This window comes from Polyangium jinanense, from assembly GCF_028435265.1.
GTDB classification, from domain to species: Bacteria; Myxococcota_A; Polyangia; order Polyangiales; family Polyangiaceae; genus Polyangium; species Polyangium jinanense.
Window position 1 is genome coordinate 60,276 of record NZ_JAGTJK010000024.1, and the last position, 19,622, is coordinate 79,897.

At 69.1% G+C, this 19,622-nt stretch carries 18 protein-coding genes; 6 read left to right on the forward strand and 12 right to left on the reverse strand.

The window, feature by feature from the left end:
* Window positions 1-115 precede the first annotated feature (115 nt).
* Window positions 116-1,678: a proline--tRNA ligase gene (gene proS / locus KEG38_RS33015; protein WP_272424059.1), complete on the forward strand. Its 1,563-nt coding sequence runs from the start codon at window positions 116-118 to the stop codon at window positions 1,676-1,678.
* Between the two features lie 45 nt (window positions 1,679-1,723).
* The gene (locus KEG38_RS33020) at window positions 1,724-2,374 is read left to right on the forward strand and encodes a hypothetical protein (protein WP_272424060.1); all 651 of its coding nucleotides are present in this window, start codon (window positions 1,724-1,726) and stop codon (window positions 2,372-2,374) included.
* Between the two features lie 317 nt (window positions 2,375-2,691).
* Here the strand turns inward: KEG38_RS33020 and lnt are convergent, their stop codons facing one another.
* Window positions 2,692-4,392 carry an apolipoprotein N-acyltransferase gene (lnt, locus tag KEG38_RS33025; RefSeq protein WP_272424061.1) on the reverse strand — a complete coding sequence of 567 codons (1,701 nt, stop codon included), beginning with the start codon at window positions 4,390-4,392 and terminating at the stop codon, window positions 2,692-2,694.
* 2 nt (window positions 4,393-4,394) lie between these two features.
* Window positions 4,395-4,907 (reverse strand): peptidylprolyl isomerase, encoded by a 513-nt coding sequence (locus KEG38_RS33030; protein WP_272424062.1) that lies wholly within the window; start codon window positions 4,905-4,907, stop codon window positions 4,395-4,397.
* 90 nt (window positions 4,908-4,997) lie between these two features.
* On the opposite strand from KEG38_RS33030, the gene KEG38_RS33035 reads away from it, so the two are divergent.
* Both KEG38_RS33035 and KEG38_RS33040 read left to right on the forward strand, forming a co-directional pair.
* Complete coding sequence (locus KEG38_RS33035) at window positions 4,998-6,239, forward strand: hybrid sensor histidine kinase/response regulator (RefSeq protein WP_272424063.1); 1,242 nt, start codon at window positions 4,998-5,000, stop codon at window positions 6,237-6,239.
* Window positions 6,236-7,405 carry a cysteine desulfurase family protein gene (locus KEG38_RS33040; RefSeq protein WP_272424064.1) on the forward strand — a complete coding sequence of 390 codons (1,170 nt, stop codon included), beginning with the start codon at window positions 6,236-6,238 and terminating at the stop codon, window positions 7,403-7,405. The genes KEG38_RS33035 and KEG38_RS33040 overlap by 4 nt, the downstream gene beginning before the upstream one ends.
* A 332-nt stretch (window positions 7,406-7,737) precedes the next feature.
* Here the strand turns inward: KEG38_RS33040 and KEG38_RS33045 are convergent, their stop codons facing one another.
* From KEG38_RS33045 to KEG38_RS33060, 4 genes are all read right to left on the reverse strand, one after another.
* Window positions 7,738-8,877: a hypothetical protein gene (locus KEG38_RS33045; RefSeq protein ID WP_272424065.1), complete on the reverse strand. Its 1,140-nt coding sequence runs from the start codon at window positions 8,875-8,877 to the stop codon at window positions 7,738-7,740.
* Window positions 8,878-9,217: 340 nt separating this feature from the next.
* Window positions 9,218-9,943: a 23S rRNA (guanosine(2251)-2'-O)-methyltransferase RlmB gene (gene rlmB, locus KEG38_RS33050; RefSeq protein ID WP_272424066.1), complete on the reverse strand. Its 726-nt coding sequence runs from the start codon at window positions 9,941-9,943 to the stop codon at window positions 9,218-9,220.
* The gene (gene pyrF, locus KEG38_RS33055) at window positions 9,940-10,662 is read right to left on the reverse strand and encodes an orotidine-5'-phosphate decarboxylase (RefSeq protein ID WP_272424067.1); all 723 of its coding nucleotides are present in this window, start codon (window positions 10,660-10,662) and stop codon (window positions 9,940-9,942) included. The genes rlmB and pyrF overlap by 4 nt, the downstream gene beginning before the upstream one ends.
* 148 nt (window positions 10,663-10,810) lie before the next feature.
* Complete coding sequence (locus KEG38_RS33060) at window positions 10,811-11,563, reverse strand: hypothetical protein (RefSeq protein WP_272424068.1); 753 nt, start codon at window positions 11,561-11,563, stop codon at window positions 10,811-10,813.
* A 371-nt stretch (window positions 11,564-11,934) separates the two neighbouring features.
* On the opposite strand from KEG38_RS33060, the gene KEG38_RS33065 reads away from it, so the two are divergent.
* The gene (locus KEG38_RS33065) at window positions 11,935-12,150 is read left to right on the forward strand and encodes a biotin/lipoyl-binding carrier protein (protein WP_272424069.1); all 216 of its coding nucleotides are present in this window, start codon (window positions 11,935-11,937) and stop codon (window positions 12,148-12,150) included.
* 26 nt (window positions 12,151-12,176) lie between these two features.
* Here KEG38_RS33065 and KEG38_RS33070 read toward each other — a convergent pair whose 3' ends face one another.
* The gene (locus KEG38_RS33070; protein WP_272424070.1) at window positions 12,177-13,202 is read right to left on the reverse strand and encodes an MlaD family protein; all 1,026 of its coding nucleotides are present in this window, start codon (window positions 13,200-13,202) and stop codon (window positions 12,177-12,179) included.
* Between the two features lie 71 nt (window positions 13,203-13,273).
* Between KEG38_RS33070 and KEG38_RS33075 the strand changes: the two genes are divergently transcribed.
* Window positions 13,274-14,014, forward strand: a complete 741-nt coding sequence (locus KEG38_RS33075) for an ABC transporter ATP-binding protein (protein ID WP_272424071.1) — start codon at window positions 13,274-13,276, stop codon at window positions 14,012-14,014.
* Here KEG38_RS33075 and mutM read toward each other — a convergent pair.
* The 5 genes from mutM to KEG38_RS33100 are packed head-to-tail and all read right to left on the reverse strand — an operon-like array spanning window position 13,983 to window position 19,607.
* On the reverse strand, window positions 13,983-14,825 hold the full coding sequence (gene mutM, locus KEG38_RS33080) for a bifunctional DNA-formamidopyrimidine glycosylase/DNA-(apurinic or apyrimidinic site) lyase (RefSeq protein ID WP_272424072.1): 843 nt from the start codon (window positions 14,823-14,825) through the stop codon (window positions 13,983-13,985). The genes KEG38_RS33075 and mutM overlap by 32 nt on opposite strands.
* Window positions 14,826-14,842: 17 nt before the next feature.
* Window positions 14,843-15,694, reverse strand: coding sequence for an MlaE family ABC transporter permease (locus KEG38_RS33085; RefSeq protein WP_272424073.1), 852 nt, complete (start codon window positions 15,692-15,694; stop codon window positions 14,843-14,845).
* A 5-nt stretch (window positions 15,695-15,699) separates the two neighbouring features.
* Window positions 15,700-16,518, reverse strand: coding sequence for an MlaE family ABC transporter permease (locus KEG38_RS33090; protein WP_272424075.1), 819 nt, complete (start codon window positions 16,516-16,518; stop codon window positions 15,700-15,702).
* 39 nt (window positions 16,519-16,557) lie between these two features.
* Complete coding sequence (locus KEG38_RS33095) at window positions 16,558-18,441, reverse strand: DUF4091 domain-containing protein (protein ID WP_272424077.1); 1,884 nt, start codon at window positions 18,439-18,441, stop codon at window positions 16,558-16,560.
* The gene (locus tag KEG38_RS33100; protein ID WP_272424078.1) at window positions 18,438-19,607 is read right to left on the reverse strand and encodes a glycosyltransferase; all 1,170 of its coding nucleotides are present in this window, start codon (window positions 19,605-19,607) and stop codon (window positions 18,438-18,440) included. Before KEG38_RS33100 ends, KEG38_RS33095 begins: the two co-directional genes overlap by 4 nt.
* Window positions 19,608-19,622: the final 15 nt, after the last annotated feature.

The window sequence follows — 19,622 nt, forward strand, 5'->3', positions numbered from 1 at the left end:
TTATCACGGTTCCCGTTTTTCGCGGAGGGGTTTGGGGTAAGTTTGCGGGGGGCTCGTGTTCGCTTGTTCGCCCTCTCGCCGGAAAAGTGATAGAGGCGGCCGCGGAGGAACGACTGTGGCCAAGAACGACGCCCCGAAGACTGCCATCAGCCCGACCCGCGCCGAGGACTACGCCGAGTGGTACCAGCAGGTCGTGCGCGCCGCCGATCTCGCCGAGAGCTCGCCCGTGCGCGGCTGCATGGTGATCAAGCCGTGGGGCTACGCGCTCTGGGAGAACATCCAGCGCGAGCTCGACCGGATGTTCAAGGCCACGGGCCACAAGAACGCGTACTTCCCGCTCTTCATCCCGAAGTCCTTCCTCGAGAAAGAGGCGGAGCACGTCGAGGGGTTCGCGAAGGAGTGTGCGATCGTGACGCACCACCGTCTCGTCGCCGGGCCCGAGGGCGGGCTCGTGCCGGATCCCGAGGCGAAGCTCGAAGAGCCGCTCATCGTGCGTCCGACGTCGGAGACGATCATCGGCGCGGCGTTCGCGAGCTGGGTGCAGAGCTACCGAGATCTGCCGCTGCTCATCAACCAGTGGGCGAACGTGGTGCGCTGGGAGCTTCGTACGAGGCTCTTTTTGCGGACGGCGGAGTTCCTCTGGCAAGAGGGGCACACGGCGCACGCGACCGAGGAGGAGGCGCGCGCGGAGACGAGGCAGATGCTCGACGTGTACGCGACGTTCGCCGAGGAGTTCATGGCGATGCCCGTGATCAAGGGGCCGAAGACGGCGAGCGAGCGGTTCCCCGGCGCGGTCGACACGTACGCGATCGAGGCGATGATGCAGGACCGCAAGGCGCTGCAAGCCGGGACGTCGCACTTCCTCGGGCAGAACTTCGCCAAGGCGAGCGGGATCAAGTTCCAGACGGCGAAGGAGACGGAGGAGTACGCGTGGACGACGTCGTGGGGCGTGTCGACGCGGCTCGTCGGCGGCCTCGTGATGACGCACGCGGATGACGACGGGCTGATCCTGCCGCCGCGGCTCGCGCCCGCGCACGTGGTCATCCTGCCCGTGCTGCGCGGCGACGACACGAAGGCGAAGGTGATGGAGTACGTCGACGCGGTCGCGGCGGAGCTCAGGAACACGAGCTACGCAGGTCGGCCGATCGAGGTCGAGGTCGACAAGCGCGACATCCGCGGCGGCGACAAGCAGTGGGAGTGGATCAAGAAGGGCGCGCCGATCCGGATCGAGATCGGTCCGCGCGACGTCGACGGGAACGTGGTGATGGTGGCGCGCCGCGATCGCGGGACGAAGGACAAGGCGACGCTCGGGCGCGCCGAGCTCGTCACGAAGATCCCCGAGATCCTCGCCGACATCCAGAGCGGTCTGCTCGCAAAGGCCAAGCAGAACCGCGCCGCGAACACGAAGCGCATCGACGACATGAAGGACTTCGAAAAGTTCTTCACCGCCAAGAACGAGGACAAGCCCGAGATCCACGGCGGGTTCGCGCTCGCGCACTGGTCGGGCGAGCCCGAGGTCGAGGCGCATCTGAAGGACAAGTTCAAGGTGACGATCCGCTGCATCCCGCTGACGGGGATCGATGGCGTGGCCGACGCGAAGGACCTCCAAGAAGAGGGGCGCTGCATCGTGTCCGGGAAGCCGAGCCGGCAGCGGGTGGTGTTCGCGAAGTCGTACTGAGGTTGTCCGACGCGAGGGCGCCCGCCCCTGGTAGACTCAGGGGCAATGTCTCAACTCGATGACGTCGTGGAGCGTGTCCGGGTCGACGCGGACGCGATCTATGCGTTCGTGCTCTCCCGTCGTGGCGAGCTCGTCACGAAGGGAGGGCCGCGGGAGATCCCCGAGGGAGCGCGAAAGACGCTCTCGTCGGCCGCAGACGTCGTAGCAGGCACGGATCGCGTCGTCCTGGTCCGGCTCGCGCACGGCGAGCTCGTGTCACGAGCAGGCACGCTAGGACTCGACTGTCACGTCGGCGTGGCGGCAAACCGGGCCGTGCTCTGTCTCGTCGTGCGGGGCGGCACGGAGGCGCGGCGTGTGACGAACGCACTCCGGATCGGCCTCCGCGCGATCGAGCCAATGATCAACCGCGCAGCCGAGAAGGTGGCGCACGCGGGCGAGATGGTGCCAGCCGCGTCGAGCCGAAGGTCGCGGCGCGGCCGGGACACGTCACCAGAGATCTCAGTCGAGCCCGCGCGAAGGGTCGGCTCCGAGACGATCGACGCAATCGAGAAGGAGATGGCCGCGTCAGGTCCCCACGTGCCGGTGCCGCACATCCCACGCGAGGTGCTGCGAACGACGCTGCCATACCGGAGCAGCCCGGTGACGCCGCCGCCCGAGCCTGCGTCGGCGAAGGTTCTTCCGCGTAAGAAGAGCTAGAGCCGGGGGCGCCGCGCCGGGGCTCTGCCCCGGACCCCGCGGGGGCTGTTCGCCCCTCGACCCGAACCAGGGCAAGCCCTGGACTCGGGGTGGAAGAACTGCGCTGCGCGCAGTTCTTCCAGCAGGCCGGTGGCAAGACTAGGGACCGCGTTGCCAGTCGACACGTCAGCGCCGCTGTCTTGGTTGGCAGGGGTCGTTCCTCGGCCCGTTCGATGAACTGCGCGTAGCGCAGTTCATCGACCACGAGTCCAGCGCTTGCGCTGGTCCGGGTCCAGGGGCGGATAGCCCCTGGTCGGGTCCGGGGTGAAACCCCGGCGCTACGCTGCCTTCGCTGCTGCGCGCTTCGGCCGGCTCCAGATCCCCATCGCCGCGATCGCTGCGGTTGCGAGGTACCACGGCGCGTCGCCGATGGCTCCGTAGAGCGTCCATGCTCGCATGAAGCGACCTTCGCCGACGATCGTCTCCTCGCGGAATGTGCCGCCGTGTGCGACCACGCGTCCTGTTGCGTCGACGATCGCGCTCACGCCGCTGTTCGTTGCGCGCACGAGGAAGCGCCGGTGCTCGACGGCGCGTAGCTTTGCCAGTGCGAGGTGGATCCACGGCTCGGTCGAGTCGCCGAACCATGCGTCGTTCGTGAGGTTCACGAGCAGATCGGGATCGCCGTGCTTCACGAGCTTCTGCACGAATGAGGGCAGGATGTCCTCGTAGCAGATGAGCGCGCCGATCTTGTGCTCGCCCCAGGGCAGCGAATCGAGCGACGTGCCCGGCGTGAAGTGGCCCGAGTTCGGCGACCACTTGTAGAGCACCGGGAAGATGTCGCCGAACGGCAGGTACTCGCCGAATGCGAGCAGGTACTGCTTGTCGTAGCGACCGAGGATCTTGCCCTCGTCGCCGGCCATGAGTGCCGTGTTGAAGTACGTCATCCGACCGCCTGGCGCGCTCGGTGGCGTGCGCAGCACTGAGCCCACGATCGTCGGCACGCCGAGTTGCTTCGTGAGACTCTTCTGGACCTCGTCCTTGTAGCTCGCCTCGGTCACGGTGCGCGGGGCGGGCACGGCGCCTTCGCTCCACACGACGAGGTCGACCTCCTTCGACTTCGCGAGCTCCTTCGTGCGGTTCACGTAGACCTGGTAGGCGTTCTTCCGATCGAAGAGGCCCATGTTCCCCTGCACGATGCCGATGCGCACCTTCTTCGCTTCGGCCATCGTCTGGCCGATCGTACGAACCCGTAGGAATCCGTAGCCGGCCGCGAGCAGCGGGACCGCGATGCCGATCGCGACGATGCGGTTGTCGGCCTTCTCCTTCCGCCGCCAGGCGAGGATGATCTCGGCGAGGCCGAGGTTCGCGCAGACGAGCACGAGGCCGACGAGGATTGGGCCGCCGAGATCGGCGACCTGCATCAGCACGGGTGCGTTGTGCACCGAGGCGCCGAAGTACCAGGGGAAGAGCAGCGGGAAGACGAGCTCGCTCGCGGCGAAGGCGAGCGCGAAGACGATCGACGCGGGCCATCCGCGCGACTCGGCGCGTCCGTAGAGCCAGCCGGCGAGCGCGATGCGACCGCCCTGGTAGGCGCAGAGGATCGCCATGAAGAGGATGCACAGCGGCACCGGGAAGCCGCTGAAGACCTTCAGCATCTCCAGCAGCCAGTAGAAGCCGGTCATCGTCATCGTGAAGCCGGCCATCCACCCGAGCCCCGCGGCGCGTCGCACGGGCTGACCGCGCAGCGCCACGATCAGCGGCACGAGCGCGACGAGCGAGAGCGGCCAGATGTCGACGCCCGGGAAGCCGAGGAAGTAGAGCAAACCGCTCAGCGTCGCGAGCGCGTATGCCTGCTTCGCCGGCAGCGCGCCCACGGGGTTCCACGCCTTGGCGTCGTCCTTGGCCTTCGCCTTCGCCTTGGACTTCGCCTTCGTGGCCGTGCCTTTGGCTTCGCCTTCCGGCGCGTTCGCCTCGTCGGCCTCGGCGCTCTTCGTGACGTCCTCGGCGCTCGGATCCTGCGTCGCCTCCCCTTCAGACATGGTCACCTGGTCCGCTTGATGATGTGGAAGCCCTGGGCCGTCTCGACGACGTCCGAGATCGTGCCGACCTCCATGGCGAAGGTCGCGTCCGCGAACGCCGGCGGCATCGCGTTGCGTTCGAAGTTCCCGATGGCGCCGTTTGCGGCCTTCGAGATCTCATCGTCCGTGTACTTTGCGACGAGCTCTTCGAAGGTCTGTTTGCCGTCCTTCACGAGCTTGTGCACTTCCTGGGCGCGCTTTTTCGCCTCTTCCTTGGAGCGCGTCACCGTCTTCGGCGCGCGCTCGGCGCCCTTCCAGGCGACGAGAATGTGCGCGGCGCCCGCGATCTGCCGCTCCGCCGTGGGCGCGGGCGCGGGCGTTTCGGCCGCGGACGGCGCGCTTGGCGCTGCGGCCGAGGGCAAGGGGGCCGCGGCGCTCTCGGCCGGCAAAGCGTTCTGGCTCGAATCGGAGCCCGCGTTGCAGCAACCGGTGGCCACGAAGAGGAGCGCGATGTTCGCGAGGAGACGCAGGCGCATGGCCGGCACGTATTGCCGACGTCCGGCCGGCCGTCAACCTGCGCGTTTGCAGCGAAAGGTCGCCCAGGTCGGGGTACGATGACCCCGAGAATGCCCCGAATCCTGCACATCGAGGACGATCCCGCGAACCGCCTGCTCGTGCGCAAGCTTCTTCAGAAGGCAGGCCACGAGGTGATCGACGCTGCCGACGGGCTCGAGGGCGTCCGGCTGGCGGTCAGCGGCATGGCGCCCGACCTCATCCTGGTCGACCTCAACATCCCCGGGCTCGACGGGTTCGAGGTGACGCTGCGCCTGCGCGGCGAGCCCCAGCTCGCGGGCGTGCCCATCGTGGCCATCACGGCCGAGGGCGATCGCGAGACGAGCCTCGCCGTCGGCTGCGACGGCTTCCTGCAGAAGCCGATCGACGCCCGCTCGTTTGCGAGCGTGATCGAGCGTTACATCCAGCAAGGCACGCGCGAAAACATGCCGGTCTCGGCGGGCGCGGTGCGGCTGCGCCAGCAGAGCCAGCGCATCGTGCAGCACCTCGAAGAGAAGGTCGCCGAGCTCAGCCGAGCGAACGCGCGTCTGCGTGAGCTCGATGCCGCCCGCACCGAGTTCTACCGGAACATTTCGCACGAGCTGGCCACGCCGATGACGCCGATCGTCGGCTACGTAAAACTCTTGCTCGACGAGGAGCTCGGGCCGCTCACGCGGGCGCAGGGCAAGGCGCTCCGCGCGATGGACGACTGCGTCCGGCGGCTGCGATCGCTCATGGACAACCTGCTCGACGTGACGGGGCTCGAGACGGGGCGCATGCGCTTCATCCACGTCGACTACGACTTTCTCGACACGACGCGGCGTGCCGTCGCGCAGGTCGCGGACAACCTCGCCGAGGCGCGGATCCACCTCGTCGAAGATCTTCCGCGCGGCCCGCTTCCCGGCTGGGGAGATGCGGGAAGGCTTCAACGCGCGATGGTGCATCTCCTGGAGAACGCGGCGAAGTTCACGCCGTCCGGCGGCACCGTGGGCGTGCGTGTGGCGCGCCTCGCCTCGGGGCACTACGAGCTCTGCGTGGCCGACACCGGGCCGGGCATCCCGCCCGATCAGCAGCAGAGGATCTTCGACCCGTTTTACCAGGTCGACGGCTCGGTCACGCGCGAGCACGGGGGCGTAGGGGTGGGGCTCGCGATCGCGCGGCGCACGGCCCGCGGCCTCGGCGGCGAGCTGAAGCTTGCTTCGCCCTGCAACGAGATCATCGAGAGCGTGCGGCTCGGCGGTGCGGCGTTTTTCCTGACGGTCGCGCAGCGCGCGCCGGGCGAGCTTCCGTCGCCGGACGCGGAGAAGGAGCGGTGAGGGTCGTCTACCTCGACTGGAACGCGACGACGCCACCACACCCGGACGTCGTCGCCGCGATGGTCGAGACGGCAACCTCGTCGTGGGGCAACCCGGCGAGCGTGCATGGGCCGGGGCGGCGGGCGCGGTCCCGCGTGGAGGATGCGCGCGAGGCGGTCGCCGCGCTCGTGGGGTTCGATCCGCGCGACGTCGTGCTCACGTCGGGCGGGACCGAGGCGAACAACCTCGCGCTCCACCATGCGTTCGCCGCGGTGAGTGGTGGTTCGGCGCAGCCGGCGCTCGTCGTCAGCCGCATCGAGCACCCGAGCGTCGTCCGGTTCGCCGAGCACCTCGCGGCGCGTGGGGTCCTCGTCGCGTGGGTGGAGCCGGAGCCTTCGGGGCGGATCGCGCCCGAAGCCGTGGCCGAGGCGATGGATCGCGCGGCTTCGGCCGGGGCCTCCGTGCGGCTCGTCGCGCTCCAGGCCGTGAATCACGAGACCGGCGTCATCCAGCCCGTCGCGGCCGTTGCTTCGCTCTGCCGGTCGCGAGGTGCGCTCCTCCACGTCGACGCGGTGCAGGCTGTGGGCAAGCTGCCGCGCTCCACGTTCGAGGGCGCGGACCTCGTCAGCGTGGCCGCGCACAAGATCCGGGGGCCCAAGGGTATCGGCGCGCTGCTCACGGCGCCGTCGGTGCGGCTGTCGCGTCTCTTGTACGGTGGCTCTCAAGAGCGCGGGCTCAGGCCGGGGACGCAGGATCCGGTCGCCGCCGCGGGGTTCGCCGTCGCGGCCGAGCGGGCCCGACGAACGCCCGCCCGTTATGCCGAGCTCGCGCCGCTCCGTGATCGCCTCCAGGCCGAGCTCGTCCGGCTGGGCCACGAGGCCGGGGCCGAGCCTCTCCCCAACGGCGACGCCGAACGCGCGCCCCACGTGACGAACCTCTCCTTTCCGGGTTGGCGCGGCGAGGAGCTCTGCGCGGCGCTCGACCTCGAGCGTGTGGCCGTCTCCAGTGGGTCGGCTTGCAGCGCGGGCACGGCCGAGCCTTCGCCGGTGCTCGCGGCGATGGTGGGCGAGGCGCGCGCGCTCGCGGCGGTGCGGATCTCGCTGGGCGAGGAGACCACCGCGGACGACGTCGACGAGGCCCTCGCGCGCTTCGCCCGCGTCCTCGGACGCACCCGCCCCGCTTCCTGAACGTTCGTCCTGCCGACCGGCTCACGTTCGCGCACGCCGAACGGGTTCGTCTTCCCAAACCCGATGTTGGCGACCTTGCTTCGAGCTGGTTCCCGGAAGAACCGGATCGATATCGCGCGCTTGGCGGCCGGCCGGTCTCCCTTCGCGTATCGCCTGAACTATCTGCGCGAAATGCGAGAAGTTTCTCCGAGCGGCATGTCCAAGTATGCGAATTTGATCAACAATTCGGCGATCTTCTGACGCGCGAGGGTCATTCGCTTGAAACGAACGAACAGGGCCATTCCCTGGCCGCTCGTTCAGTCAAATTCGGTGATGAAGTAGAACGTTGAAGGTTACTCGTTAAGTGCTCGGAAGTAATCGTTTATTTCTGAGCACGTTTCCTGGTACACACATCGCTCCGCGGCGGCGCCATAGGGGCCCACGCCGGGCGCGTCGACAGGCCCGTCCCCGGTCCGCCAGCCATGGAGGCGGGCGGTGGGATCAGCTCGGAGCGGCAGCGGCAAAAAAGGATGGATCGTGTGCGCGGCCGCGATCGCCGTGGGCACGAGGACGGCGAGCAGCATGGCAAGTCGCGCGCGCGGGGCCAAATCCTTACCAGTCCGGGCGAACGCAACGACGAGGATCAAAGCCGAAGGCGCATACCAGTTCGGCTCAGGGGGCACGGCCCGCGCGAGGGCCGAGCCGGCGACGAGGGCCGTCATGAGCAGGACGACGGCCCGGTCAGCAAGCGGAGAGGCGCGGAGGGCGCGAGCGCCGTGGAAGATAGGCCACGGCGTCCAGAGAAGCACCTGGGCAAGCGCAGCCGCAGCGAGGGCCCCGAGCGCACCGAGGAGCGTGAACGAGGGCGCCTGCTGGGCATAAGCATGCCGGAGCTGGAACGCGAGGCTCGGGGCGAGGAGCGGAGCGGCGAGGGCAAGGGGCGCAAGGGCGAGGAGGCGCTCGCCAAGGCGGCGGCGCGCAGCCAGGACGACGACGAGCGGGAAGAGCGGCAGGACGACCACCTTGGCGAGCGCGCCCGCGGCCCCCACGAGCCCAAGGCCGAGCGCGACGGCGAGCCTGCGTGGGAGGGACGCGGCGGCGGTCTCGGGCGCCGGGTCGGCCCAGAGCAAGGCGAGGACGAGGGCAAGGAGGGCCGGTCCATCCGGGGTGGCGACGAAGCCACCCGCGACCGGGAGGAGCGCAAAGCTCGAGAGGAAGGCCGCGAGGTTCTGCCCGGAAGCCTCCGCACCACGGCGTCGCGCGAGGGCCACGGTGGCAACCGAGAGTCCCAGCGAAAACACAAGCGGGACGAGCCGGACGCGGAGCTCGACAGGCAACGTCGTGAGCCGATCCACCAGCCGGAGCAGGAGCGGGACGAGCGGCGGGTGGTCGACAAGCGGCGGGAGCAGCCCCGGCGCACGCGCAGCCGCGAGGTAGTACGCCTCGTCGGGGGAGAGATCCGTCCCAAGCGCAAGCGCGAGCCGAAGCGGCACGGCAGCGAGGACGATGAGCGCAGCGTAGCGCCGGGGTTTCACCCCGGACCCGACCAGGGGTTGTCCACCCCTGGACCCGGACCAGGGCAAGCCCTGGACGCGGGGCGCCAGCGCGCGATGCGCGCTGGCGACAGGGAAAACGTCGCCACCTGGCAGGGCAGCGCTGCTGTCTCGGTTGGCAACATGGCTCGTGGTCTTGCCACAGGCCCGTCCGAGAAACCGCGCATCGCGCGGTTTCTCGGCCCTCGGTCCAGGCCGTGCCTGGTCCGGGGTGCAGGGGGCGGACAGCCCCCTGCTGGGGTGCGGGGCAACGCCCCGCCGCGCACGCGCATCGTCCCTCTCAGGCGGGCACCTGCCGCTGGCGGAGGACTTCGTACAGCGCGAGCGCGCCTGCGACCGAGGCGTTGAGCGAGCCGATCGGCCCTGCCATCGGCAGACGCGCGATGTGCTGACAGGCGCGGAGCACGGGCTTGCGTGCGCCCTTGTCTTCGGCGCCGATCACGATGGCCACGGGCCCGCGCAGATCGACCGCGCCGAGCGTGGTTGGACCCTGCGCGTCGAGCGCGATCACGGTCACGCCTCGATCCGCGAGGGATCGCAGCGCCTCTGGCAAGGACGAAACGCGACAGAGCATGGCGTGCTCGATGGCGCCTGCGGATGCGCGGAACATCGCTGGCGAGAGGGGCGCGGAGCTGTGCTCGGGCCAGAGGATCCCTGTGGCGCCGAGTGCGACGGCGCTGCGGACGATCGCTCCGAAGTTTTGCGGATCCATGATCCCGTCGAGCGCGACGACGATGGACGTTGGCTCGACGGCGAGCTGATCCACGCCGCGGATCTTGAGATCCGGCGCGACTGCGACGACGCCCTGGTGCCTGCCGCCGCCGGTGCGACGATCGAGCTCGGCGCGTGGTGCGGTCTCGACGCGGACGCCGCGGCCCTCGGCGAAACGTCCGACGGCCTGGATCTTGGGGCTCCCGCCTTGCTCGACGACGACACGTTCGAGCGCGTCGCCGTGCACGCGCACGGCTTCGCGGACTGGCTGCAGGCCATATACGAGTCGGCTCATGTGCTCCTCGCTGCGAGCGCGCCTTCGATCTCGGCCACGACGGAACGTGCGGCATCGAGCGGGCTCGCTGCATCGCGGATCGGCCGCCCGACGACGAGCAGATCCGCCCCCGCTGCGATCGCCTGCGCTGGCGTCGTGATCCGCTTCTGATCCCCGGCCGCGCTGCCGGCGGGCCGAATCCCTGGTGTGACGAGCAGCGCCTCCGGACCGAGCGCGCTCCTCAGCGTCGCTGCCTCCGAAGCGGACGCGACGAACCCTCGCACGCCTGCGTCCCATGCGAGCCGCGCGACCCGCTCTGCTTGCTCCGCGGGCGACACCGACAAACCGAGCGCAGCGAGATCTGCCGCGTCGAGCGACGTCAACACCGTCACCGCCAGGATCGTGAGCGGCGCGCTTGCGCGTGCGGCTTCTGCGGCTGCGCGTTCGAGCATCGCGCGGCCTCCATGTGCGTGCACCGTCAGGTACCGGACGCCGAGTGCCGCTGCGCTTTGCACTGCGCGGCCTACGGTCTCCGGGATGTCGTGCAGCTTCAGATCGAGAAAAACGTCCCGGCCGAGATCGTGACACGCCGCGATCGCGGCTTGCCCTTCTCGCACGAAGAGCTCGAGCCCGACTTTGAGCACGCCGACGGAGGGAGCGACGACACGCGCGCCGGCCCGGGCTTCGTCGAGCGAACCGTAGTCGAGCGGGAAGACGAGCCGCCTCGTCGCGTCGTTCATCGGGGCTTCTTCGGGGTCATGGGGGGACGGGGATGGGCTGCTGGACGAGGTGTCCGTAGCCGTCTCGGGAGCCGTGCGCTTCATGCGTTTGCACCTGGGGGATGCAAACGGCGGCCCGCGTTGGGATTGTGCGGGCCGCTCGCTGTTCTCAGAGGCAGCTGCAGAGCGGATCGCCGGGCGCGCAGTTGCAGGGCTTGGCCGCGCCGCCGCCCGCTGCCGGACGACCACCACCACCGCCGCCCTTCTTGGCCGCGTCCTGCTTCGCCTTCTCTTCGTCGAGCTGCTTCTGCAGGGCGAGACGCGTCGCCTCGTCCTTCGCGCTCGTCAATTGGCTGAGCAGGCTGTCGATCTTCTGCTGCTGCTCCTTCGCCTGCTGCTCGGCCTTCTTGCGCTCTTCCTCGGCCTGCCGCGCCTGATCGGCGAGGGCCTGGCGCTCCTGCTCGGCCTTTTGGCTCTGGTTGATGATGATACCGGCCGTCGCGCCGCCGAGAACGACGACCGCCGCGACCACGCCGTAGAGCGTCTTGCGCAGCTTCTTCTTCGACTCGTCGTGCTGCAGCTCGGCGAGCTTGCGCTCGTGCTGCTGCTGCGCGTTCATCGCCTCGAGGCGGGCCCTCTGCTCGGCCTCGACGCGGGCCTTCTCGACCTCGGCCTGACGGATCGCTTCGAGACGCGCGGCCTCTTCACGGGCCTTGCGCTCTTCCAGGGCCCTGCGCTCGTCCTCGGCCCGGATGCGCGCTTCTTCTTCGTCGCGCTTCCGGCGTTCCTCGTCGAGCCGGGCTCGTTCTGCGGCGGCCGCAGCGGCGGCCTTCGCATCCTCCTCCTGCTTGATTCGGTCCTCCTCGAGGTTCATGAGCTCCTTGAGGGAGAACAGGACCGAGCTTTCCTTCTGTTCGGACATGCGTCGTGGCTCCTTCGAAAGCAGCGCGCTCGCCGTTCGCCCCGGGGGAGGACCGCCGTGCTTCCACAGCACGACCGCACCTTTCCGAGGACACCCGCCAATGTGAGAGTACCGCGGCGCCTGTCGGTATCAACTCCCCAAGATGCCTGTCAATTGGGTGGAGTCGATTCTTTTCCCGAGGGGTCACCCCGCTTCGGGATTTCGTCCCGGAAGACGGGTGAACTCCGTGCCCGAGGGCCCCAATCTGCGTTTTCCCGCTTGACGACCGCGCCGTTTCCGGGATCAGCCGCGGCCCCGGACGCGGGGCGCACCCGAGGACCGGTTCGTCCACGCTTCCCATCGAGACGGACCTCCGCTAGCGTCGCGGCCCCATGGCAAAGGTCATCAAGGCGCATATCACGGGCAACGTGTGGAAGATCGAGGTCAAGGTCGGCGACAGGATCGAGGAAGGGACGACCGTCGCGATCCTCGAGTCCATGAAGATGGAGATGCCCGTCGAGGCCGAGGACGAGGGCACGATCTCGAAGATCCTCACGGAGGAGGGCAAGGCCGTGAAGGAAGGCGAGGCCCTCTTCGAGTTCGAGTGATTCGCGTGAGCTGAGGCGGCGCGAGCTTACTCGCGCCAGAAGAACTTCCAGGGGTTGTGCTTGAGGTCGCGCACGAGCTCCTGGAGGTCGTCGTAGAGTTGCTCGTCCATCACGAGCGCGCCCACCGTGCCCTTGCCGCGCCGCACGCTCGAGGCGATCGTCTGCGCGTCCTGGGTGATGCCCTTCGTGTTCTTCGCGATCTCGGCGAGGTCGCCGATCGCCTGCCGGATCTTCGCCTGCTCGTTCTCGCCGCCGACGGTCTCGCTCACGCGCTTGACGTTGGCGAGCGTGGCCTTTGCGTCCGCGAGCAGGGGCGGCGCGTCCTCTGCGAGCGCGCCCGTCGTCTTGTCCACGTTCGCGAGGATGCGATCGATCTGCGGGTTCTCGACGTACTTCTGCTTCGCCTCGCGCACGGTGTCCTGCGTGTCCACCGTGATCTGCTCGACGTTCGCCGCGATGCGATCGAGCCGGTCGCCGTTCTTCTCGAAGAAATCTCCGGTGCCCTTCAGCGTGCGCGAGAGGCCGTTCAGCGCGGTGCCGATCTCGTCCTTGTTGCCCGAGAGCGCGTTGACCGTCGTGTCGAGCAGGTCGTACGCCTTCGCGATCAGCATGTCGAGGCGCGGCGGATCGAGGCCTCGCACGATCGCGTTCTCCGCGAGTACGGGACGATCGCCCGAGCCCGGATCGAGCGCGAGGAACTGCTCGCCGAGCACGCTCGACGAGGTCACGTAAAAGACCGCGTTGTCACGCACGCTCGGCTGATACCGCTTCTCGAGCTCGACCTTCACCCGCACGAGCGGATCGCGTTTGCCCCCGCCGCCCGGCACCTCTCCACCCCGGAACTGTATTTCGGTGATTTTTCCTACTTTGACTCCGGCGATCTTTACAGGTGCACCGCTTTGCAGGCCGCCGGGGTTGTCGAAGTCGACGAAGAGGCCATACGTGGGCTGGAAGTTGATGCCGCCCATGACGAGGATGAACACCGCGAGGAGCACGGTGGCCGTCAGGATCAGAATGCCGACCTTGACCTCGATCGAACGCGGGCTCGCCATGCGTCCACTATGCACGATGTTCAGCGGCAAACCCAGACCCGCGTAGCTTCGAGCACGCGGCTCACTGCGTCATGATTTCCTTCCGCAACCTCGCCAAATCCTTCGGAACGAAGAAGGTCATCGAGGACGTCAGCTTCGACGTTCAAGACGGGGAGGTTTTTTTCATCATCGGTCAATCGGGCGTGGGCAAGAGCGTGCTCATCAAGCACCTCGTGGGCCTGCTCTACCCGGACGCGGGCGAGATCTGGCTCGACGGCGAGGAGATCAGCCGCTTCGACGAGGAGCAGATGTACCCGGTGCGGATGAAGTGCGCGATGGTCTTCCAGCACTCGACGCTCTTCGATTCGATGACCTGCGCGGAGAACGTGGCGCTGCCGCTGCGCAAGCACAAAGGCCTGAAGCCGAAGGAGGCGCTCGCCGAGGCGCGAAAGCGGCTCGATCAGGTGCACATGCGCGAGTTCGCCGACCGCTTCCCGCCCGAGCTCGGCGACGGCATGCGCAAGCGCGTGGCCATCGCGCGCGCGCTCACGCTCGATCCGCGTTACGTGCTCTTCGACGAGCCGACGACGAGCCTCGATCCGGTGAGCGCGCGGCGCGTGGACAAACTCATCCGCGAGCTCAGCGACACGCTCGGCGTGACGAGCATCGTCGTGAGCCACGACCTCGTGAGCATCTTCTCGATCGCCGATCGGATCGTGATGCTCTACAAGGGGTTTGTCCGTCTCATCGGGACCCCGGACGACTTCAAGGCCTCGAGCGACGCGATCATCCAGCAGTTCATCAACGGCCGCGCCGAGGGCCCGATTGAATGAGGCGCTGGCAGCGCGGGCAGAAGGGGCTCGTGCGGCCGGCGATCGTGAGGGTGCGGATCGGAGTGCCGCAGCGTGGACAAGGTTCGGAGGCGCGGCCGTAGACGAGGAACGGGTTCGGCGCGTCGGTCCGATCCGAGAGGTAGACGATCTCGTCGTCGCGTTCGTGCGCAGCGAGCGCGTGCGTGATCGTCGCGAGGATGCCGTCGGCGAGCGCTTCGACTTCGGCAGGCGTGAGCGAGTCGGCCGCGCGGGAAGGATGCACGCGGGCGCGGAAGAGGGCCTCGGTCGCATGGATGTTGCCGAGCCCGGCGAGGACGGTCTGATCGAGCAGGACGTTCTTGATCGGTCGCGGCGTACCGGCGATTCGCGCAGCGAGGCGAGACGCGTCGAGGCCGTCGCGCAGCGGATCGGGGCCGAGGGACGAGACGATCCTCGCGAACGCATCGCGGGGCACGATCTCCAGCCGTCCGAGCATCCGCATGTCGACGTAGTCGAGCACGCAGCCGTCGTGCAAAAAGAGGCGCGCGCGGCCGTGGCGCGGAGGTTCGTCGCCCACGCGAGAGCGCCACTTGCCCGTCATGCCGAGGTGGCAGGCGAGGCCCGTTCCCGCGTCGAACGAGAGCAAAAGCTGCTTGCCCACGCGCTCGATCCGTTCGAGCGAGCGACCCGCGAGGGCCTCCGCGAACGTGGCCGGCGTGGTTTTTCCTTTCAGAACGGGCGTCGCGTCGGCCTCGGCGCGCTCGATGCGCGCACCTTCGAGGATCCGGCGGAGCGCGCGCGCCTGGTGCTCGACCTCGGGCAGCTCGGGCATGGTTCGTCGGAACGAACTTAGGGACCGAGGAGCACGTAGCCAGCCGCGGAGAGGATCAAATCGAGCACGATCACCGCGAGCGAGGCGTTCACCACGGCCCGCGTGGTCGCCCAGCCGACGCCCTCGCTGCCGCCGTGCGTGGTGAGCCCCGAGTGGCCCGCGACGACCGGGATCGCGGCGCCGTAGGCCAGGCACTTCGCCAGGCCCACGACGAGGTCGCCCGTGTCGACGAGGTGCAGGTTGAAGAACGTCCTCGGGTTGACATCGAACATCATGTACGCGGTGAGCATGCCCGTCAGCATCGCCACGCCCGCCGCCCAGATGACGAGGCAGATGGTCATGACGAGGCTCGCGAGGAACCGCGGCTTGATGAGGTAGTCGATCGGGTCGGCCGCGCACATGCGCAGCGCGTCGACCTGCTCGGTGACGACCATCGAGCCGATCTCGGCCGCGATGCCCGCGCCGACGCGCGTGGCCAGCATGAGCGCGCTGATCGTGGCCGCGAGATCACGGACGAGCAGCTCCAGGTACGAGGCGCCGACCATGCTGAACTCGGGCAGGATGCGCTTCACCTGAAGGCCGCCCTGGAGGACCAGGATCATTCCGATGAAGCCCATCACCACGGTCAAGAAGACGACCGAGCGGTTGCCGATCTCGAACATCTGCCGCACGACGGCGCCGAAGTCCGGACGGCCGCGGACGCAGTAGTAGAGCGTCCGGATGAACACGGAGGCGATCTCGAGGCCCATGCCCACGAAGTGGATCGCCTGCGCGCCGACCACGGCGGCGATCGACGTGTCCGGCGCTTCGGCGGCCTGATCGATGCCACTCGGCGGCGCGGGTTCGTCGTGGGTCTTCGCCGCGCTCACGTGCCTCAGTCCAGCGTGAAGGAGACGAAGTAGTCGAGGACGAAGATGCCCGCGGCCGAGGCCACGACGGTCGCGTTGACGGCCCGTCCGACGCCCGGCGCGCCGCCCTTCACGCCGAGCCCGTACTGGCAGCTCGACAGCGCGATCACGATGCCGAAGACGATGCTCTTGATGAGGCCACTCGTGACGTCGCTCAAGCCGAGGAGGCCGCTCGTGAGGCCGTTGTAAAACGTCTTCGGCTCGACGCCGAGCAGGCCGAGGCCGCCGTATGCGGCGCCGAGCAGCGCGAGCGTGTCGGCGAAGATCGTGGACAGGAAGAGCGTGGTCACCATCGCGACGAAGCGCGGCGCGATGAGGAACGCGATGGGATCGATCGCGAGCACGCGCAGCGCGTCGATCTGCTCGGTGACGACCATGGTGCCGAGCTCGGCGGTGTTGTTCGCGCCGACGCGTCCGTTGATCATGAGCGCGGTGAGCAGCGGCGCGATCTCGCGCAGGATGCCGAAGCCCGCGCCCCAGCCGAGCAGGCCCTGCGCGCCGAGGCGCACGACGAGCGGAGCCGCCTGGATGACCATGATCGCGCCTGTGAAGAGCGCCGTGACGATCACGATCGGGATCGATTTCACGCCCATCCGGTAGAGGTTTCGGAGGGTCTCGGCGCGATCGATGCGGAAGGTGACGAGCCTGCGGAGGATCTGGTAGCCGAGCAGGCCCATGCCTCCGACGGTGGCCGCCGCGCTGAGAAAACCGCCGCCGATCTCCTCGAAAAGCCCCACGTCGGAAGGCGGAGGCGAGGACGCAGACGGGGGTTTCTTCGGGGGCATTCGCGAGGGCGAGCTTACCCCAGGCCGCCCGTCCGCGGATCACGAAGCACGGCGTCTTGTGCGCCCGACGAGCCACCCGGCGAGCGCAGTGGCGACGAACGCGAGGGTGGCGAAGGCCACGACGAGGCGGGTTTTGCCGCGAAACAGAGGCTTCTGCGTCATTTGACGCGCTGCGCGACCCGCGTCGAGGACGGCCGCGGTTTGGCGGCGATCGAGGCGCGAGCCTTCCGGAATGAGCGCGCGGAGTGCCTCGCGCGCGGCCGTGTATGCGGCGGCGTCCGTGGGAAAAGGCGTGGCTTCGTCGAGGTCGACCTCGTCGAGCGCGCGAGGAAGCAGGCGTGTGGTGATCGCATCGGCCTCGACTGGATGTGCGCTCCGCGCGAGCGCGAGGTAACCCGCGTCCTGGATGCCACGGCGCAAAAGCTTCAACCGCATCGAAGGGAAGACGCCGTCGAAGCCGGCCGAGTGGTGCGCGAAGCGGCCCATCTGTTTGCCCGGGTAGACGAGCACGCCGTCGCCGAGCGCGCTGTCGCCGTCGTCGTTGTGGAAGGTCTCGGCGACGATGAAGGGATCGATCGGGCCGCGGCCGCCGCGGTTACTGTCGTTCCAGAACGTGGTCTCCCAGAGGAACCAGCGGCCCGTGGGCCGCGTGGCCGCGATCCAGGCGTCCGCGAGCAAGCTCGTGGCGGGCGCGTCGAGCATGAGCGGGCCCGAGTGCGGGAGTTTTCCGTTGTAGACCCACACGTCGCGGCCTTGATCGCGGGTGCCGAGCGCCGCGTCTTGCTGGAAGGTCTGCGACGGCAAGAGGACGAGGTCGACCTTCTGGTGGCGTGGATCCTCGGCGCAGGAGTGCGCCACGCGCACGCGCTTCTGCGCGGGCGAACGCGCGAGGAGCGAGCGCCACGTAGGGCCACGCGGGCTCTCGCACTGCTCGTCGATCGCGTAGAGGAAGATGTCTTCGATCACGTCCGGGATCTTCGGGACGAGGGTCTCGATCGCGCGGAGTTTGTCGGGGTGCGGATCACCGAGCGTGCCGTAGGCGCCGAGCGTGACGGCCGCCTTCGGGATGCCTTCCCCCGGGCCCGTGTAGCCGTGTTCGTTCGTGTACAAAGCACCCGTGAGCGCGGGGCGGAGGCGCTCGAGGTCGGCCTCGCTGCGGATCGATCCGAGCGCGTCGACGTGATGCCGATGCAGGAGCTGGAAGAGTTGTTTCTCGGCGGGTTCGAGGGCGCCGATGCGCTGGACGAGGTTTCGTGGCTCGTAGTAGGCGAGGAAGCTCGTGGCGCGGTAGGGGAGCTCGGCGCTCGCGACGTCGAGCACCACGGGCAAACGCGAGAGGGCGCCGCCTGCGTGGGTCACGATGAGTTCGGTCGTGTAGGGGCCGGGCGGTGTGCTCGTGGGGACCTCGACGTCGATCCAGATCGCGCCGCGGGATCGAGGTTGGATCCGCAGAGGGTAGGGGAGCCAGGAAGGCGCGTGCTCCACGGGGACGAGCGCGTCGGGCACGGCGCCGAGCACGTCCTCGTCCGGAGGTCGTGACGAAGGGGTCCAGCCGAGCGACTCACCCGCGTGGCGATCGTTGCGGGATCGCGCGGTGATCTCGACGTAGGACTCGATGAAACGATCGACGCGGATCGGCGCGCGCGGCGGCGCGAGCTCCACGGTGACGGCGTCGAGTGGTGTGTCGCCGGCCTCGATGAACACCTGGATCGCGACCACCTCGCCACGGAGCGCCGCGAGCTCGATCGGGCGATCCGCGCCGCCGAGCGCATGCCCCCGCGTGATCGCTCGATCGAGATCGGGCCCTTCGCGCCGCACGCGCACGCCGTCGTCCACCACGACGACGCGGGGCCCACCGGCCGCCGCCGCGGTCGCGAGGAAGAGGAGCGCGAGGGCCGACGCCGCGCTCGTCCCCCGCTTCATGCGTGCACCGACCTCGCGCGCTCGAGCGCCGCGAGCAGGGTCTCCGCGCTTCGATCCCAGCCGGGCGGTGCGGCACGCGTGAGCTCGTCCTCGTCCCACGCGCGGCTCGTCGCTTGCTCGATCGCCGCCGCGAGCGCAGCCGCGTCGCGCGCGGGCACGAGCAGGCCCGTGCGCTCGCGCGAGACGACGTCGGGGATGCCACCTACGCGCGTCGCGACGACAGGTCGGCCCGCGGCGAGCGCTTCGAGCACGACGTTGGGCGTGCCCTCGTTCCAGCTCGGGAGCACGAGCGCATCGGAGGCGGCGAGGAACTGCGCGACCTCCTCGGCCGGACGCGCGCCGGCGACGAGCAGCGGCAAGCCCGCGTCGCGCTTCTCTTCGAGCGTCTTGCGCATCGAGCCATCACCCACGAGCGCGACCGTGAACTGCTTCGGGGCGCGTGCTTCGAGCGACGCGAGCGCATCGCAGAGCTCGTGCAGGCCCTTCTCTTGTTCGAGCCTTCCGACGTAGACGAGCACCTTCGAACGCGGATCGAGCCCGAGCGCCGCGCGCGCCTCGGCGCGGCTTCGCGGCTGGAAGAGCGTGCGATCGACGCCGTTCGGGACGAGCGTCACGCGATCGCGCGGCGCGCCGAGCGCGGCGAGGGCGTCGAGCATCGGACGGCTCACGCCGATCACCGCGCCCGCGCGGCGCAGCGTCGCGTGCACGAGCGCGCGCACGGACGGCCAGCGCGCGATCACGTTCACGTCGGTGCCGTGCGCCTTCACGGCGTACGGCAGGCCGAGGGCGCGGGCGAGGTGCTGCGCGGCCCACGCGTCGGGGAAGAGGAACGCGCCGAGCACGACGTCGAAGCGGCGGCGCAGCGCGGCGAGGTGCGGGACGAGGCCCGCGAGATAGAGCGGCCCGTTCACGCCGGAGAGCCACGGACCTGCGAGCGGCAGGTAGGGCGCGCGCGGGTGCACGACGGGCAGGCCGTCGATCGTGTCCTCCGCGGGCACGCGACTGAGCTTTCCGACCCGGGCGCGATCACCAATCAGCGAAGCGCCGGGCACCCAGGGCACGACGCCGAGCACCTTTACGTCCGCGAGGCGCGACAGCGCGGCGAGCTGCCGGCGCTGGAATGGGCACGCGAGCGGCTCCACCCGATTGGGGAAAATCCGCGTCACGGCGAGGACACGCAG

Coding starts and splice junctions, on each gene's coding strand:
- mutM (WP_272424072.1), bottom strand. CDS start 14,825: ATGCCCGAGCTGCCCGAGGTCGAGCACCAGGCGCGCGCGCTCCGCCGG.
- KEG38_RS33060 (WP_272424068.1), bottom strand. CDS start 11,563: ATGTCCGAACAGAAGGAAAGCTCGGTCCTGTTCTCCCTCAAGGAGCTC.
- KEG38_RS33030 (WP_272424062.1), bottom strand. CDS start 4,907: ATGCGCCTGCGTCTCCTCGCGAACATCGCGCTCCTCTTCGTGGCCACC.
- KEG38_RS33035 (WP_272424063.1), top strand. CDS start 4,998: ATGCCCCGAATCCTGCACATCGAGGACGATCCCGCGAACCGCCTGCTC.
- pyrF (WP_272424067.1), bottom strand. CDS start 10,662: ATGAACGACGCGACGAGGCGGCTCGTCTTCCCGCTCGACTACGGTTCG.
- KEG38_RS33075 (WP_272424071.1), top strand. CDS start 13,274: ATGATTTCCTTCCGCAACCTCGCCAAATCCTTCGGAACGAAGAAGGTC.
- KEG38_RS33065 (WP_272424069.1), top strand. CDS start 11,935: ATGGCAAAGGTCATCAAGGCGCATATCACGGGCAACGTGTGGAAGATC.
- KEG38_RS33090 (WP_272424075.1), bottom strand. CDS start 16,518: ATGCCCCCGAAGAAACCCCCGTCTGCGTCCTCGCCTCCGCCTTCCGAC.
- KEG38_RS33020 (WP_272424060.1), top strand. CDS start 1,724: ATGTCTCAACTCGATGACGTCGTGGAGCGTGTCCGGGTCGACGCGGAC.
- KEG38_RS33095 (WP_272424077.1), bottom strand. CDS start 18,441: ATGAAGCGGGGGACGAGCGCGGCGTCGGCCCTCGCGCTCCTCTTCCTC.
- lnt (WP_272424061.1), bottom strand. CDS start 4,392: ATGTCTGAAGGGGAGGCGACGCAGGATCCGAGCGCCGAGGACGTCACG.
- rlmB (WP_272424066.1), bottom strand. CDS start 9,943: ATGAGCCGACTCGTATATGGCCTGCAGCCAGTCCGCGAAGCCGTGCGC.
- KEG38_RS33070 (WP_272424070.1), bottom strand. CDS start 13,202: ATGGCGAGCCCGCGTTCGATCGAGGTCAAGGTCGGCATTCTGATCCTG.